The organism is Paraburkholderia sp. GAS333 (genome assembly GCF_050435665.1).
In the GTDB taxonomy this organism is placed as follows: Bacteria; Pseudomonadota; Gammaproteobacteria; order Burkholderiales; family Burkholderiaceae; genus Paraburkholderia; species Paraburkholderia fungorum_A.
This window is the reverse complement of record NZ_JBNDKS010000011.1, coordinates 154,373-168,167: the sequence shown is the minus strand read 5'-3', so window position 1 is coordinate 168,167 and position 13,795 is coordinate 154,373. Positions and strand designations below refer to the sequence as shown.

13 protein-coding genes and 1 pseudogene are annotated in these 13,795 nt (G+C 62.7%); 9 read left to right on the top strand and 5 right to left on the bottom strand.

Going from position 1 to position 13,795, the window contains the following annotated elements; translation table 11 throughout:
- Nucleotides 1–987: pseudogene (locus tag ABH945_RS34135) on the top strand (hypothetical protein); the annotation flags it as partial.
- A gap of 218 nt (nucleotides 988–1,205) precedes the next feature.
- On the opposite strand, the gene ABH945_RS34130 reads toward ABH945_RS34135, so the two are convergent.
- Both ABH945_RS34130 and ABH945_RS34125 read right to left on the bottom strand, forming a co-directional pair.
- A complete protein-coding gene (locus ABH945_RS34130; RefSeq protein ID WP_429253564.1) occupies nucleotides 1,206–1,568 on the bottom strand; it encodes a hypothetical protein in 363 nt (120 codons plus the stop codon).
- 6 nt (nucleotides 1,569–1,574) lie between these two features.
- A complete protein-coding gene (locus ABH945_RS34125; protein WP_074771738.1) occupies nucleotides 1,575–2,300 on the bottom strand; it encodes an SDR family oxidoreductase in 726 nt (241 codons plus the stop codon).
- Between the two features lie 123 nt (nucleotides 2,301–2,423).
- Here ABH945_RS34125 and ABH945_RS34120 point away from each other — a divergent pair, with 123 nt between their 5' ends.
- A complete protein-coding gene (locus tag ABH945_RS34120; RefSeq protein ID WP_429253563.1) occupies nucleotides 2,424–3,389 on the top strand; it encodes a LysR family transcriptional regulator in 966 nt (321 codons plus the stop codon).
- Between the two features lie 65 nt (nucleotides 3,390–3,454).
- Entirely contained in the window at nucleotides 3,455–3,862 is a 408-nt protein-coding gene (locus ABH945_RS34115; protein WP_429253562.1) for a GFA family protein, read from the top strand.
- Nucleotides 3,863–3,886: 24 nt separating this feature from the next.
- Here ABH945_RS34115 and ABH945_RS34110 read toward each other — a convergent pair whose 3' ends face one another.
- Nucleotides 3,887–4,462: a GFA family protein gene (locus tag ABH945_RS34110; RefSeq protein WP_429253561.1), complete on the bottom strand. Its 576-nt coding sequence runs from the start codon at nucleotides 4,460–4,462 to the stop codon at nucleotides 3,887–3,889.
- 27 nt (nucleotides 4,463–4,489) lie between these two features.
- Between ABH945_RS34110 and ABH945_RS34105 the strand changes: the two genes are divergently transcribed.
- The gene (locus ABH945_RS34105; RefSeq protein ID WP_429253560.1) at nucleotides 4,490–4,978 is read left to right on the top strand and encodes a CPBP family glutamic-type intramembrane protease; all 489 of its coding nucleotides are present in this window, start codon (nucleotides 4,490–4,492) and stop codon (nucleotides 4,976–4,978) included.
- Nucleotides 4,979–4,992: 14 nt separating this feature from the next.
- Here ABH945_RS34105 and ABH945_RS34100 read toward each other — a convergent pair whose 3' ends face one another.
- Nucleotides 4,993–5,748: a CerR family C-terminal domain-containing protein gene (locus ABH945_RS34100; protein WP_429253559.1), complete on the bottom strand. Its 756-nt coding sequence runs from the start codon at nucleotides 5,746–5,748 to the stop codon at nucleotides 4,993–4,995.
- A 130-nt stretch (nucleotides 5,749–5,878) separates the two neighbouring features.
- Between ABH945_RS34100 and ABH945_RS34095 the strand changes: the two genes are divergently transcribed.
- Genes ABH945_RS34095 through ABH945_RS34085 form a run of 3 tightly spaced genes read left to right on the top strand, consistent with a single transcriptional unit; the run spans nucleotide 5,879 to nucleotide 10,192 of the window.
- Nucleotides 5,879–7,021 carry an HlyD family secretion protein gene (locus ABH945_RS34095; protein ID WP_074771732.1) on the top strand — a complete coding sequence of 381 codons (1,143 nt, stop codon included), beginning with the start codon at nucleotides 5,879–5,881 and terminating at the stop codon, nucleotides 7,019–7,021.
- Nucleotides 6,957–8,627: an MDR family MFS transporter gene (locus tag ABH945_RS34090; RefSeq protein ID WP_429253558.1), complete on the top strand. Its 1,671-nt coding sequence runs from the start codon at nucleotides 6,957–6,959 to the stop codon at nucleotides 8,625–8,627. Before ABH945_RS34095 ends, ABH945_RS34090 begins: the two co-directional genes overlap by 65 nt.
- Nucleotides 8,627–10,192, top strand: coding sequence for an efflux transporter outer membrane subunit (locus ABH945_RS34085; RefSeq protein ID WP_429253557.1), 1,566 nt, complete (start codon nucleotides 8,627–8,629; stop codon nucleotides 10,190–10,192). Before ABH945_RS34090 ends, ABH945_RS34085 begins: the two co-directional genes overlap by 1 nt.
- A gap of 8 nt (nucleotides 10,193–10,200) precedes the next feature.
- Here ABH945_RS34085 and ABH945_RS34080 read toward each other — a convergent pair whose 3' ends face one another.
- Nucleotides 10,201–11,139, bottom strand: a complete 939-nt coding sequence (locus ABH945_RS34080; protein WP_429253556.1) for a LysR family transcriptional regulator — start codon at nucleotides 11,137–11,139, stop codon at nucleotides 10,201–10,203.
- Between the two features lie 115 nt (nucleotides 11,140–11,254).
- Here ABH945_RS34080 and ABH945_RS34075 point away from each other — a divergent pair, with 115 nt between their 5' ends.
- Nucleotides 11,255–12,442 (top strand): M20 aminoacylase family protein, encoded by a 1,188-nt coding sequence (locus ABH945_RS34075; RefSeq protein ID WP_429253555.1) that lies wholly within the window; start codon nucleotides 11,255–11,257, stop codon nucleotides 12,440–12,442.
- Between the two features lie 116 nt (nucleotides 12,443–12,558).
- Nucleotides 12,559–13,791, top strand: coding sequence for a porin (locus ABH945_RS34070; protein ID WP_171910363.1), 1,233 nt, complete (start codon nucleotides 12,559–12,561; stop codon nucleotides 13,789–13,791).
- Nucleotides 13,792–13,795: the final 4 nt, after the last annotated feature.

Here is a 13,795-nt window from a genome sequence, read left to right as displayed (position 1 = left end):
AGTGATCCGCTGGCTCCGGTGACGGGTGTGGTCAACTCTGTGACGAGCACGCTCGCAGGCGCAGCAGGAAGCAACCCGCTTGCGCCAGTAACAGGTCTCGTCAATGCGGTGACGGGCACGCTGGCTGGTGCAGCTGGAAGTGATCCGCTGGCTCCGGTGACGGGCGTGGTCAACTCGGTGACCAGCACGCTCGCAGGCGCAGCAGGAAGCAACCCGCTTGCGCCAGTAACAGGCCTCGTCAACTCGGTGACGGGTACGCTGGCCGGTGCAGCTGGAAGTGATCCGCTGGCTCCGGTGACGGGTGTGGTCAACTCGGTGACCAGCACGCTCGCAGGCGCAGCAGGAAGCAACCCGCTGGCCCCAGTAACAGGCCTCGTCAACTCGGTGACGGGTACGCTGGCAGGCGCAGCAGGAAGCAACCCGCTGGCTCCGATAACCGGAGTAGTCAACTCGGTAACCAGCACCCTCGCAGGCGCAGCCGGAACCAACCCGATCGCGCCTGTCACCACCGCGCTCAACTCAGTAGTCACTCCGCTGGGCACCACGGTGAGTGGCGTGACCAGCGCCCTGTCCAGTGCCAACCCGATCGTGCCGATCACCAGCGCACTCAACACCATCACGGGAAGCGCCGGGTCGCTGACCGGCCCGTTGTCGAGTATCGGTAAAGCCATCCCGATCGTCCCGCTCACGACGACAGTGACAGCCACGCTCGGCACCACGCTCGCATCGACCGGGGGGATCGTTGCCTCGGCCACAGGCGCAATTGGCGCGGGTGTCAGTGTCTCGAGCAACGTCGTTAGCGCAGGCGCCGGTGCCACCGCCGCAGTGAACGGCACGGCCGGTTCGACGGCATCGGGCTTACTGACGCCCGTTACCGGACTTGTCGCATCGCTGAACTCGACGGTTTCGCACACGGGTACCGGCAGCACCGCGCTAGCTCCCGTGACGAATCTGCTCACTGCCGTAACAGGTGCGTTGCCTAAATAACCGGGCGGCGATTTCAACGGGTCGGTTCTGCGTCCTACGTGACGATGGAGCCGACCCGGCTTTGCATCTGCGTTGCCAGTCGAATAGCGTCACACGTCTTTGTCTCTTTCGACTCCGTTCAACTCTCTTCGCTTTACACAGCATCGCGCGCTAATCGGTGACGAAGGCGAGCGCCTCGCTTATCTATTTCTGTCTCGCCGATCTTCTTCGTTCGTCTATCAGTTGGGAGGACGCCCGCAATCAGGCGGCGGTCCATTTGGAGGCCTTCTATCGCCGTTGCCATTGTCGTGAGTCGGCGGAGGAGGTGGGCGATCCGAGTCGGACGGCGGCAGCCCCGGCGGATGATCGTGGCAAGGCGGCGGAGGACGGTTGTCGCCATCACTGCCATTGGCTTGAGCATGCGCCGCCACGGAGAAGCTGAATGCGCACACGGCGAGCGTGAGCGTGATGAATCCGGTTTTCATCTGCAATTCCTTATTCGAACGTTGCCAGTGCGACGACATTGCAGACAATACCTTTTGGGCGGCGAAATATTCGAAATCGTAAACTTCGGGAAGCTTTCCGTCGCCCAACGCAATCATCAACCATCAAAGCAGCCGCAACCCCCCATCACATTCGACAACCGCTCCCGTCATGAACGTGTTTTCCATCAGAAACTGAAGAGCGTGCGCGATATCGTCGGCATGGCCCACGCGTCCCACCGGCAGCGTTTCAGCCTGCTGGCGGAACAGGTCCGTCTTGACGCTCGCGGGAAATCGGTCCCACCACGCTGTATCGATCACGCCCGGAGAAACGGCGTTGACGCGCATCGGCGCCAGTTCGCGCGCGAGCGTGCCGATCATGCTTTCGAGCGCGCCGTTGATCGCCCCCAGCCCGGCCGTGCCGGGATTGGCGATGCGCGCGGAAATGGCGGTCACGAACGTCAGGCTGCCGTCGCGGCGGAGCGCGGGCAGAGCGGCCTGCGCCGCTTCGAGTTGCGGCCAGACCTTGGCCTCGAAGCCTCGACGTAACGCAGCCAGATCGAGTTCGCGAAACAGACCGGCGCCTTCGCCGCCGGAGAGCGTCAGCACGAGATGATCGACGCGTCCCACACGGCCGAAGAACCGGTCGAGCGCGGCGCGGTCGGTGCAGTCGAGCGCCTCGCCAACCACATTGCCCGTACCTTCGAGTCCGGCGAGCGCCTTATCCAGTTTGTCCCGGTCGCGCCCTACCGCCACGACATCGGCACCGGCCGCCGATAACCGCGCCACCGTCGCCAGCCCGAGGCCCGACGAACCACCCATCACCACGACTTTCTGCGATTGCCAATTCATCTTGTTCTCCTATCGATTAAAGAAAGAGGGCGCCGCCCGGCACGCGCTCAATTGCGTGTTGCAGCGCTCTCCATGGGAGATAGAATGAGCGTCTGACGGCTATCATTCAAATCGTTCATTCCGATGAGCAACATCATTGAAAATGATTTCAGGCATTTCGACCTGAACCTGCTGCTGACCTTTCGCGCGCTGCTCGAAGAGCGCAGTGTCACGCGTGCCGCGCAACGACTCTTCCTCGGTCAGCCGGCGGTGAGCGGGGCGCTCAAAAGGCTCAGGGACGCATTCGGCGACGAACTGTTCGTGCGTACATCGCGCGGCATCGTGCCGACTTCGCGTGCGCTCGAACTGTCGCGGCAGATCGAACCATTTCTGCAATCGCTTCATCAGGTGATGACGCAGTCGCCGGTATTCGATCCCGCGAGTGCGCAGCGCGTATTCCGCATCGGACTGAGCGATTCGCTGGAAGTGCTGATGACGCCGGAAATCATGGACCGCCTGACTGTGTCGGCTCCCGGCGTGAAGCTGATCGTGCGTCCAACCGACTCGACGCGCGCGGCAGCCATGCTGGACGAAGGCGAGATTGAACTCGCGGTTGGCGTATTCCCCGAAGGTGCGCAGTGGCACCGGCGCCGGCGGCTGTTTCAATGGCGCTTCGTGAGCGTCTTTAATCCGCACCTGGTCAAGACGCGGCGCAAGCGTCTGTCGATGGAAGAATTCCTGCGTCACCGGCACATACTGACTTCGTTTAGCGCAGGACTTCACGGCTTTATCGACGAGCGGCTGGAGTTGCAAGGACTCAAGCGCGACGTGGTGTTTTCCAGCGCGAATTTCGCCACCAGTCCGTTCATCGTGCGACGCACGCCGGCGATTGCCACGGTCCCCGATTTCATCGGCCGCGTCTGGCGTGATGCGTTGGATCTGGCGATCAGTCCGCTACCGTTCGAAGTGCCCGGCTACGAGGTCTCGCTGATGTGGGCCGCGGCGCGGGACCAGGACCCGGGCCTTGCGTGGCTGACGCAGGAATTCGCGGACGCTTTTGGCGAGGGCGAAGGCGAGCGTGAGAACGGGAAAAGACAGCGACGTGCGTGATGCACGCACGAATATGACGGCGGCGTTCGCGCCACATAACGGTTGTCCGCAAAAGGAGAAGGTTCGTGTCGACTTCGTGGAAAGGGCGCTGCCTGTGCGGCGCCGTGCATTACCGCGCCGATGGTGCCGCAACGGCGCAACTCGTTTGCCATTGCCGCGACTGTCAGCGAGCTTCGGGCTCGGCGGGTTTGCCGGTTGTCGTAGTCAAAGCTTCCGGGTTCTCCTTCGCAGGCGAAACCAGGCCCTATACAAAAACCGGCGGAAGCGGAAAGCCGACAACACGTCATTTCTGTGCGCATTGCGGCAGTTTGCTATTTGGAACGCCGCATCATGCCCCGGAAATCGTGACGATCTATGCGGGCACACTCGACGAACCTTCGCAATTCAAGGCCGATTTCGTTCAATTCACCGCGGAGCGACATCGGCTCGACGCCCGTGAGCCGGGAGTGGCTCAATATACGGGCAGAGCGTAACCCGCCGGACTATCCGTGACCTGATCAAAGATGACGGGTTTCCGGCGCAGGATTGCCCCAGTCGTTCGCGAGCCCATTGTGATAGACAATCGGTGCCTGCAAAACTTCATTCAGATCGAGTTCATCGATGCATGCAATATTCACGTTGATATAGGGATATCCCGTGCCGTTCGGCATGTCGATGCGGTCGAATACGTGCACACCGCATTGTTTGCAAAACGGATGATGAGCGACGGGGTTTGCGCCAGAGTACTGCGCCAGTGCGTTATCGCCGGAGAGAAGGCGGAACTCTTCCGGTCGAACTTTGACCAGCCATAGTCGCAATCTGCTGCAGAAGCTGCAATTGCATTTGCCGGTGCCTTTGCTGAAATCGATCCGCGCTTCGAATGTCACAGATCGACAATGGCAACTTCCGTGATATGTCCGCAGCATAGTTTCTCCTCGATCGGATACGCGTGGCGAGGCCTTAAGTTTATCGCCCGTTTCCTTTCGCATGATATGACCGGTGCGCTGCATATCGCGCGTCGGAGTCAGATTCATTGACCAGCGGTAATTGCGTGGGCAATACTTCCCGCTACAAATAAAAATTGCGGCGACCATCGAACAGGCCACGGGCGGCGAATGAAAATGTCGGGTATATACCTGCAGAAAATCAAATTCTGGCTACTTGAGTTGCCGACCGTAAAGCTCATCGCGCTGGCACTCGTTAGCACCTATGCAGCGGCACTGCCGGTGATTCTTTATTTGCTATTCGTCGCGCCGGGGCAATCCCTGAACGGTCCTCATCTGGGAAAACACGATGCTCTAAAAGTTATCGTGATGGGCTGCATTGCGGCCCCGCTCATTGAAACTGCCGTGATGCAGTGGGGTTGCCTGCGGCTATTGAAGAAACTCCGTTGCAGAACGGGCGTTGCCATCGGCATCTCAGCTTTGCTATTCGGCCTGAGCCATAACTACAGCAGCGCCTATATTCTGTTTGGAGTTCTGGTAGGCGCTGTGTTGGCCACGGTCTTTGTCATCGAAGATGCACGCAACGGGCGTCCCTTTCTCGCTACCTGGGCCGTGCATCTTCTGCGTAACGGGATAACAGCGGCGATTACGTTGTTCGCGCTGTAGCCGGTCTGTAAGCGTTATCGTCGCTTACGCGACTTCTCTTTATCCGCATCCGCTTGCGCAGCGGCCTCGTCCCGCTCACGGCTCCAGTGTTCGAGCAGCGTGCGGGTCTGTGCGCGTACCGTCGACTTGAGTTGCTCGGCGTTCTCTGCGTCAATGTTTTTCCAGCCGAGCATCGACAGCGTCGAGCGATGCGCGACGTGAAAAACCACCAGTTGTCCATGCAGGCTGAAAGTGCGGATCAGCGTGACCGGATCGTCGGGGGCGCGGCCGGAAATTCGTGCGACCAGCGCCGCGCTCGCATCGTTCAGCGGCTGGCGGATCTTGCACGTGAGAATCTGCGTGGCGCTTTCCGGCTCATAGCCGGCCTGCTCGCGCGCGAAGAAAAGCCGCCGGCCAGGTTTGTTCGCTTTTTCGAACGCGCGGTCTGCGATCACTTCCTGAATGCCGATAAACGCGTCGATCAGCGTCGCGGTGTCGGCGTTATCGCTCAGCGCCTGTTGCGCGCGCTCGATCGCCGGTCCGACCGTCTTCATGGTTTCGTCGGCGAGTTCTTCGATGCAGGCCCGGTACAGGCCTTCCTTATTCTCGAAGTAATACTGCAGCGCGGGCGCGTTGACGCCGGCGCGGGTCGCGATGTCGCGCGTCGACGCGCCGTCGAACCCGTGTTCGCCAAATAACTCGACCGCCGCCTCGATGATCCGGTGCCGGGTTTCATCACCACGCGCATAGCCCCCCTCGGGCGAGCGGCGCAGCTTCTTTGCGGTGTTCATGCTTTTCTCCGCCTTTCTCTCAAAGACCCCCGAATGATTTGCATCGGGAAGGAACGGTCAGAAATATATCACTTGACACAATTTTTCCGGCTGGAATAATTGTGCCACCTGGAAATAATTGGACCGCTAGATGTCAACCACCGCAGGCTCTCCCTCCCGCCCGATTCCCGCCGACGACGCGCCCGCGTCCGGCAAGCGGCGTTCTTCCCGACGCACGGTACTGATCGTGGTCGGCGTCGTCGCGCTGATCGCAGGCGGGCTCTGGCTCGCGCGCTGGTGGACGGTGGGGCGCTTCATCGAAAGCACCGACGACGCGTATCTGCAAGCCGACAGCGTCACGGTGGCGCCAAAAGTCTCGGGTTATATCACCGACGTTTACGTCGCGGACAACCAGGTCGTTAAGCCTGGCGATCCGCTCGTGCGTCTCGACACCCGTCAGTATCAGGTCGCGCTCGACCAGGCGCACGCCACGATCGACGCGCGCAAGGCCGACATCGCGCGTGCCGAGGCGGATATCAAGCAGCAGCAGTCGAATATCGCGCAGGCTCAGGCGCAGCAGCAGGTGGCGCGGGTGAGCGCCCAGCATGCGAGCGACGAAGTGAAGCGTTACGCTCCGCTGATCGCGACCGGCGCTGAAAGCAGTGAAAAGATGGCGGAACTGACCAGCACGCGCGATCAGGCGAACGCCACGCTCGCTGCGAACGCCGCCGCCGTCGAGGCCGCGCGCTCGCAGATCGGCTCGGCTACCGCGCAACTGGCGCAGGCTCGCGCGCAACTCGAAGCCGCGCAGGCCAGCGCGCAGCAATCGCAACTCGATCTGGACAATACCGTGGTGCGCAGCGCGCTCGGTGGCAAGGTCGGCGACCGCAGCGTGCGGGTCGGTCAGTACGTGCAACCCGGCACGCGGATGCTGACGGTCGTGCCGGTGCAAAACACCTATCTGCTGGCCAATTTCAAGGAAACGCAGGTAGGCAGCATGCGCGTCGGCCAGCCGGTGGAAATGCATGTCGACGCGTTGCCGGGTCATACGCTGCACGGCGTGGTCGACAGTTTCTCGCCGGGTACGGGCTCGCAGTTCGCGCTGCTGCCGGCCGAGAACGCAACGGGTAACTTCACGAAGATCGTGCAACGTGTGCCGGTGCGGATTCGCATCGACACGGGCGCGGAGACGCGTAGCGTGTTGCTGCCGGGGCTGTCGGTGACCGTCGATGTCGACACGCGTTCCGCGCGTGACCGCGACGCGCGTATCGACGCCGAGAATCACCGTGGCTGAGTCGAGCGCTGCGGCACCTGCCGCGCCAAACGTACCCGCTGCGCCGCACGCCGAAGAGCGGGCCAGCGTCGGCGACTGGATCGCCGTCGCGGCTGGTGCACTCGGCGCGTTGATGGCTACGCTCGACATCTCGATCACGAACTCGGCGCTGCCGCAGATCCAGGGTGAAATCGGCGCCACCGGCACCGAAGGCACGTGGATCTCGACCGGCTATCTGATGTCGGAAATCGTGATGATTCCGCTCGCGGCATGGCTCACGCGCGTGTTCGGCCTGCGCAATTTCCTGCTTACCAATTCGGCGCTGTTCATCGCGTTCTCGATGATGTGCGGCTGGTCGCACACGTTGCCGATGATGATCGCCGGCCGCATCGGTCAGGGCTTTACGGGCGGCGCGCTGATTCCGACGGCGCAGACCATCATCCGTACGCGGCTGCCGATGTCGCAGTTGCCGGTCGGCATGACCATGTTCGGGCTGATCGTGTTGCTCGGGCCGCTGCTCGGGCCGGTGGTCGGCGGCTGGCTCGCGGAGAACATCAGCTGGAGCTGGTGCTTCTTCATGAACCTGCCGATCTGCCTCGCGCTGATGACGCTGCTGATCGTCGGTCTGCCGTCGGACAAGCCGCATTGGGAAGCGTTTCTGAAGGCGGACTGGCTCGGCATCGCCGGTCTCGCAATCGGCCTCAGTTCGCTGACGGTGGTGCTTGAAGAAGGGCAGCGCGAACGCTGGTTCGAATCGCCGATGATCGTCGGGCTCACATGCCTGTCGCTGTTCGGCATGTGCCTGATCGCGGCGTCGCAAATGACCGCGAAGAAGCCGATCCTGCGGCTGAGCCTGATGCGCAACCCCAATTACGCGAGCGTGATCGTGATCGTGTCGGCGGTCGGCGCGGCGCTGTATGGCGTGTCGTACCTGGTGCCGCAGTTTCTCGGCGTGGTCGCGGGTTACAACGCCGAGCAGTCCGGCGCGATCATGCTGCTGTCCGGCTTGCCCGCTTTCATGATCATGCCGGTGCTGCCTAAACTGCTCGGCAAGTTCGATTTCCGCGTGCTGGTCATCACCGGGCTGGTGCTGTACGCAATCAGTTGCATGATCGACATCAGCCTGACCGCGCAGAGCGTCGGTCACGATTTCGTCTGGTCGCAACTGATACGCGGCACCGCCCAGATGCTCGCGATGATGCCGCTGAATCAGGCGTCGATGGCAGCAGTGTCGCGCGAAGATTCCGGCGATGCCGCCGGTCTCTACAACATGGCGCGCAACCTTGGCGGCTCGATCGGCCTCGCGATCATCGGCACCGTGATCGACCGGCGCACGACCTTCCATACCGCGATGATCCGCGAGTCGGTCAGCGCTAATTCGACGATCGGCCAGGAGAGCATCGCGGCCAACGCGGCGAACTGGTTCGCCCATACCGGCGACATGGCGTACTCGCAGATGCGCGCGCTCGGCCAACTCGGCGCGCAGATCCAGGTGCAGGCCACTGTGATGACCTATTCGGAAACCTTCTATCTGCTCGGTATTGCGCTGCTCGCCTGCATTCCGCTCGCGCTGCTTCTGAAAACACCGCGCAGAGGCGCGCCGCCGCCTTCGTCTGCTGGACACTAATGCCTTCTCATCTCAACATGATGTTCAACCGTCCTTCGTGTATTGCAGCGGCCGCCGTGGCGCTTCTGTCCGGCCTGACCGTTCTGTCCGGCTGCACGGTCGGCCCCGACTATCACGGTGCGCCGATGGTCGCGCGCGACGCGCACAGCAGCGCGACCTTCGTGCGCGCGCCCGCTTCCGGCACGAGCACGTCGCCCGCGCCGAAGCAGTGGTGGCTCGCGTTCGACGATCCGCAGCTCAACGACCTGGTCGCCGCCGCGCTGGCGAACAGCCCTGATGTGCATATTGCGCAGGCGCGTCTGCGGGAATCGCGTTCGCAATTGCAGACCCAGCGTGCGAATGCGTTGCCGAAGATTTCCGGCGATGCCGCCGCCGTGCGCATGCGCGAGCCCGATCTGAGCGCGCTGAGTTCGAGCAGTTCGTCAAGTTCCTCAGGCAGCAGCGCTGCGTCGTCGGGACGAGGGCCGTTGCAGCTTTATACGGCGGGTTTCGACGCGTCGTGGGAGATCGATCTGTTCGGCGGCACGCGGCGCGCGATCGAAGCAGCGTCGGCCGATGCGGAAGCCGTCGATGCCGATCTCGCGGACACCCAGGTTTCGCTCGCGGCGGAAGTCGCGCAGACCTACATCGATCTTCGCGATCAGCAGACGCGGCTCGAACTCGCGCAGCGTCAGGCGGAAACCGAGCAGAAAATGCTGACGCTCACGCAGCAGCGCCGCGAACGCGGCACGGCGGCGGACGTCGATGTCGAACGCCTGAACACGCAGGTTCAGAACACGCGCGCCACGCTGATTCCGCTCGACGCACAAGTCACCGATTCGCTCGACCGACTCGCCGTGCTGACCGGCCGCGAGCCCGGCGCACTCGACCAGCAACTCGCGGGCACGCGGCCATTACCGGCAATGCCGGCGACGGTGGCGGTCGGCGATCCGTCGACGATGTTGCAGCAGCGCCCCGACATTCGCGCGGCGGAGCGGCGGCTTGCATCGAGCAATGCGCAGATCGGCGAGCACGTTGCCGATTTTTTCCCGAAGTTGACGCTGCTCGGCGATATCAGCTTCAGTGCAAGCGATCCTGGGCATCTGATCCGCAAGAACAACTTCAGTTGGGTCGGCGCGCCGTATCTGCAATGGAATGCGTTCGATTTTGGCCGCACGCTGGGTAGCGTGCACGCGGCTGAAGCGTCGCGCGATGAAGCCGAAGCGCGTTATACGAAGTCGGTGCTCAGCGCGCTTCAGGACGCGAATTCTTCGTTGTCGCGCTATGGGCATCAGCGCGAGCATGTCGTCACGTTGCAGAAGGTGGAAGCATCCGCCACGCATTCGGCCACGTTGATGCGGCAGCGCTATTCCGCAGGCGTCTCCACGCTGATCGATCTGCTCGACACGCAGCGCGAAGAATTTACCGCGCAGCAGAACGTCGTCGCAGGGCAGGCCGAGTTGCTGAAAGACTTCGTGTCGCTACAGAAGAGCCTCGGCCTGGGCTGGCAGGCGCAGGATCCGGCACAAGCGCAAGCGCAGCCGCCACAGTCGCAACCGCAAGCGCAGCCCCAGCAGCAAGGCTGACGCGATCCCTATCGACGATTCCCCGCCGCGCGTGACGCCGCGAGCGAAGCATCGCGCTTCTTCGCGGCGGTCCCGCTCAGAATGCAGTCGAGAAAATACGCGGCCGGTCGCGTCAACTGCAACCCTGGCGGCGTCAGCAGATACAGCCGCAATGGCGGCGGCGTCTCGGGCAGCGGCAACCTGACGAAAGTCCGGCCGAGTTCGGTTTCATCGAGCGAATGCTGGGTCCAGACGAACACCGAATCCGTATTCACCGTCAGGCTGTAGAACAACGCGTATGACGTGCAGCGCGTAATGCAATGCGGCGCGGCGAGACCCGCGCGCTCATACATCTCGCGAATGAACGTGGCGTGATTCTCGGTGACGTCGGTATGAATCCACTCCGCTTCGCGCAAGGCTTCGAGCGAATCCGCGCCTGCATAGATACCGGCGGCGCGGGTCACGAAAACCGTGTCGAACGAGAACAGTTCCTTCGCGTCCCCTGAATCGGGCAGCGGTTTCGCAAACGCGGTAAAGGCGAGATCGAGCGTGCGGTTTTGCAGTTGCTCGCCAAGCTGATTGAAGCCAAGTTCGCGAAACTCCACCGAGACCTTCGGCCAGCGTTTGCGAAACTCGACGAACGCTTCGGTCAGACCCGCCGTGCCGGTGATCGGCGTCACGCCGATCACCAGGTTGCCGTCGCGCAGCCCTTTCAGATGCGCCATATCTTCTTCGGCGCGCTCCATCTCCCGCACCACCGTGCGCGCCCGGTTCAGCAGCGCGGCGCCTTCCGCCGTCGGCACCACGCCCCACTGGTTGCGCTCGAGCAACTGCACGCCGAACTCGTCTTCCAGTTCGCGGATGGCCTTGGTAATCGCCGGCTGGCTGACGTGCAGCGACACGGCCGCGCCCTTGATGCTGCCCGTCACCGACACGGCGACCAGCGCCCGTAAATGATGAATTTTCATAATGCGGGAGATATTACCACTGGTTATGCGCATCACAATTTGTGCTTTTTTATTTTCGCCGCGCGTCTCTACGCTCTGTCCTGACGGCTGATGACAGCCAGCTACGGAGTGACGAATGACGCAGGAACATGCACAGCTACTCGCGGATTTGCGCGAGTCGGAACAACAGTTCATCTCGGTCCGGCGCGATATCCACGCGCACCCCGAACTCGGTTTCGCGGAAACCCGCACGGCGGATCTCGTCGCCGGCAAGCTGCGCGAGTGGGGCTACGAGGTCACGGTGGGGATCGGCGGGACGGGGGTGGTGGGGCAGATCCGCCGCGGCACGTCGGAGCGCAAGATCGGCCTGCGTGCCGACATGGACGCACTGCCGATCCAGGAAGAAACCGGTTTGCCGTACGCGAGCACGGTCGCCAGCACGATGCACGCGTGCGGTCACGACGGCCACACGGCGATTCTGCTGGCCGCCGCGCATCACCTCGCGACGCGCGGCACGTTCGACGGCACGCTGAACGTAATTTTCCAGCCCGCCGAAGAAGGCCTGGGCGGCGCGACGCGGATGATCGAAGACGGTCTCTTCACGCGCTTTCCGTGCGACATGGTGTTCGCGCTGCATAACGCGCCCGGCTTGCCGATCGGCCATTTCGCGCTGCGCCACGGCTGCATGATGGCGTCGTCGGACACGGTGACGATCACCGTCACCGGCAAGGGCACGCACGGCGCGACGCCGCAGTTCGGGTGCGATCCGATCGTCGCCGCGTCGAACATCGTGCTGGCGCTGCAATCCATCGTGTCGCGCAACATCGAACCGACCCGCGCGGCCGTGGTGACAGTGGGCGCGTTCAATTCCGGCTCGGCGGGCAACGTGATCCCGCAAACAGCCACGCTGAAGCTGTCGGTTCGCGCGCTCGACAGCGAGACCCGCGCGATGCTCGAACAGCGGATTCGCCAGATCGCGGACATGCAGGCGCAAACCTATGGCGCGACCGCCGAGGTCGACTACAAGTCGATTTCCCGCCCGCTGATCAACGACGGCAACGCCGCCGAACTCGCCATCGCAACCATCGAAGCGCTGGCCGGACCGCAGTCGCTGACCTTGATGCCGGACGCCGTGATGGGCAGCGAGGACTTCTCGTGGATGACCGAACAGTTGCCGGGCTGCTACGTGCTGCTGGGCAACGGCGTCGGCTCGACGGGCGGCTGCATGGTCCACAACCCGTCGTACGACTTCAACGACGCCGCGCTGAGCTGGGGAGCGGCGTACTCCGTCGCGCTTGCCGAACGCTATCTGCGCGCAGGCTGATCCACTGATTTTTTAACCCAACGCAACGCCGCGAGATACCGCGCGTTTCAGAGAAGCGCGCGTTTTCCGACCAACCAGAAATGAGTTCATCAATGGCCACAAGAAGCCTTCGGATTTTGAATAAGACCAACCCGCAGTCTGTGTTCTCCTGGTGTTCCACTGCTTCATCGAAGCGTCCCGGCCGCCGTGTCGCGCGGACCGCATTGCGCACGGCGGTGCTGGCCGCAGTGGGCGTGGCCGGGCAGGGCGCGTGGGCGTCGGACTCGTTCTTCAACGACTATTTCGCGGGCATTCCGTACGTCGGGGTGAATGCGTACTCGCCTGGGGTCAGCCTGTACGGTGTGGTCGACGAGGCGGTGGGCTTCACCAAAGGCGCGCAAACCGCATTCGTGCAGCAGAGCGGCGGACAGTGGACCTCGAAGTTCGGCTTCTATGGTGTCGAAGACCTCGGCGGCGGTTACCGTGCCCGCTTCAATCTCGAAAGCGGCTTTAACGCCTCGAACGGACAGCTTGGCACGACCAACACGCTGTTCAATCGCGAGGCGTGGGTGTCGATCGGCTCGCGCAGCACGGGTGAACTCAAGTTCGGCTTGCAGGACGATGTCGGCGTACCGCTGTTCGTCGATATTTTCGGGCAGGTAGGCACGGTATCCGCCGTTGCGTTTCTGACCGCGTGGACTTACGACCTCGGGCCGGGCGCAAGCTACGAACCGGCGCGTCTGCCGAACGCAATCAGCTATTCGACGCCGTGGTTCGGGCCGCTCAATGCGCAGGTCGCGGTGTCGCTGGCGAGCCAGGGCAGTACGGCGCCGACCGTGACGACCCGCGCCATCGCGCTGAATTACTACGACGGCCGCGTGTTCGGCACGCTCAGCTATCTCGGCAACTACGGCCTCAATGCGCTGACGACTTCGTCGTACGTGCGTACCGACAACTTCGCGGCGGGCGCGGTGTACGACACCGGGCACTACGTGCTGTCGGCGGGATACAGCTTTCTCGCGCCGCGCCTGGCCGGTGACCGCGTGGCTTCGCTCTATACCCTGGGTGGCCTGTACCGCTATCAGCGCAACGATTTTCGCGCGGAACTCGCGTATCGCACGGTGGCCGGTTTCAGCGATCGTTCGTACGGCATAACGCTCGGCTACGACTACAACCTGTCGCAGCGCACGGCGCTCTATGTGCGCGGCTCGATGATCACCAACACCGGTTCGACGCCGCCTTATGGCAAGTATCCGGGTGAACAGCCGACTGTCGACTACGTCAGCACCAGCTACACCGGGGCCAACGGCGCACTTGAGAACTACCAGTCGCCGCGCGTCGTGCTGGTCGGCATGTACCACAAGTTTTAAAGTA

Bases quoted from the DNA above. Each gene is read 5' to 3' on its own strand.
- ABH945_RS34085 (WP_429253557.1), top strand. From the start codon at position 8,627: ATGCCTTCTCATCTCAACATGATGTTCAACCGTCCTTCGTGTATTGCA.
- ABH945_RS34080 (WP_429253556.1), bottom strand. From the start codon at position 11,139: ATGAAAATTCATCATTTACGGGCGCTGGTCGCCGTGTCGGTGACGGGC.
- ABH945_RS34095 (WP_074771732.1), top strand. From the start codon at position 5,879: ATGTCAACCACCGCAGGCTCTCCCTCCCGCCCGATTCCCGCCGACGAC.
- ABH945_RS34110 (WP_429253561.1), bottom strand. From the start codon at position 4,462: ATGGTCGCCGCAATTTTTATTTGTAGCGGGAAGTATTGCCCACGCAAT.
- ABH945_RS34120 (WP_429253563.1), top strand. From the start codon at position 2,424: ATGAGCAACATCATTGAAAATGATTTCAGGCATTTCGACCTGAACCTG.
- ABH945_RS34130 (WP_429253564.1), bottom strand. From the start codon at position 1,568: ATGATTGCGTTGGGCGACGGAAAGCTTCCCGAAGTTTACGATTTCGAA.
- ABH945_RS34125 (WP_074771738.1), bottom strand. From the start codon at position 2,300: ATGAATTGGCAATCGCAGAAAGTCGTGGTGATGGGTGGTTCGTCGGGC.
- ABH945_RS34105 (WP_429253560.1), top strand. From the start codon at position 4,490: ATGTCGGGTATATACCTGCAGAAAATCAAATTCTGGCTACTTGAGTTG.
- ABH945_RS34075 (WP_429253555.1), top strand. From the start codon at position 11,255: ATGACGCAGGAACATGCACAGCTACTCGCGGATTTGCGCGAGTCGGAA.
- ABH945_RS34090 (WP_429253558.1), top strand. From the start codon at position 6,957: ATGTCGACACGCGTTCCGCGCGTGACCGCGACGCGCGTATCGACGCCG.
- ABH945_RS34100 (WP_429253559.1), bottom strand. From the start codon at position 5,748: ATGAACACCGCAAAGAAGCTGCGCCGCTCGCCCGAGGGGGGCTATGCG.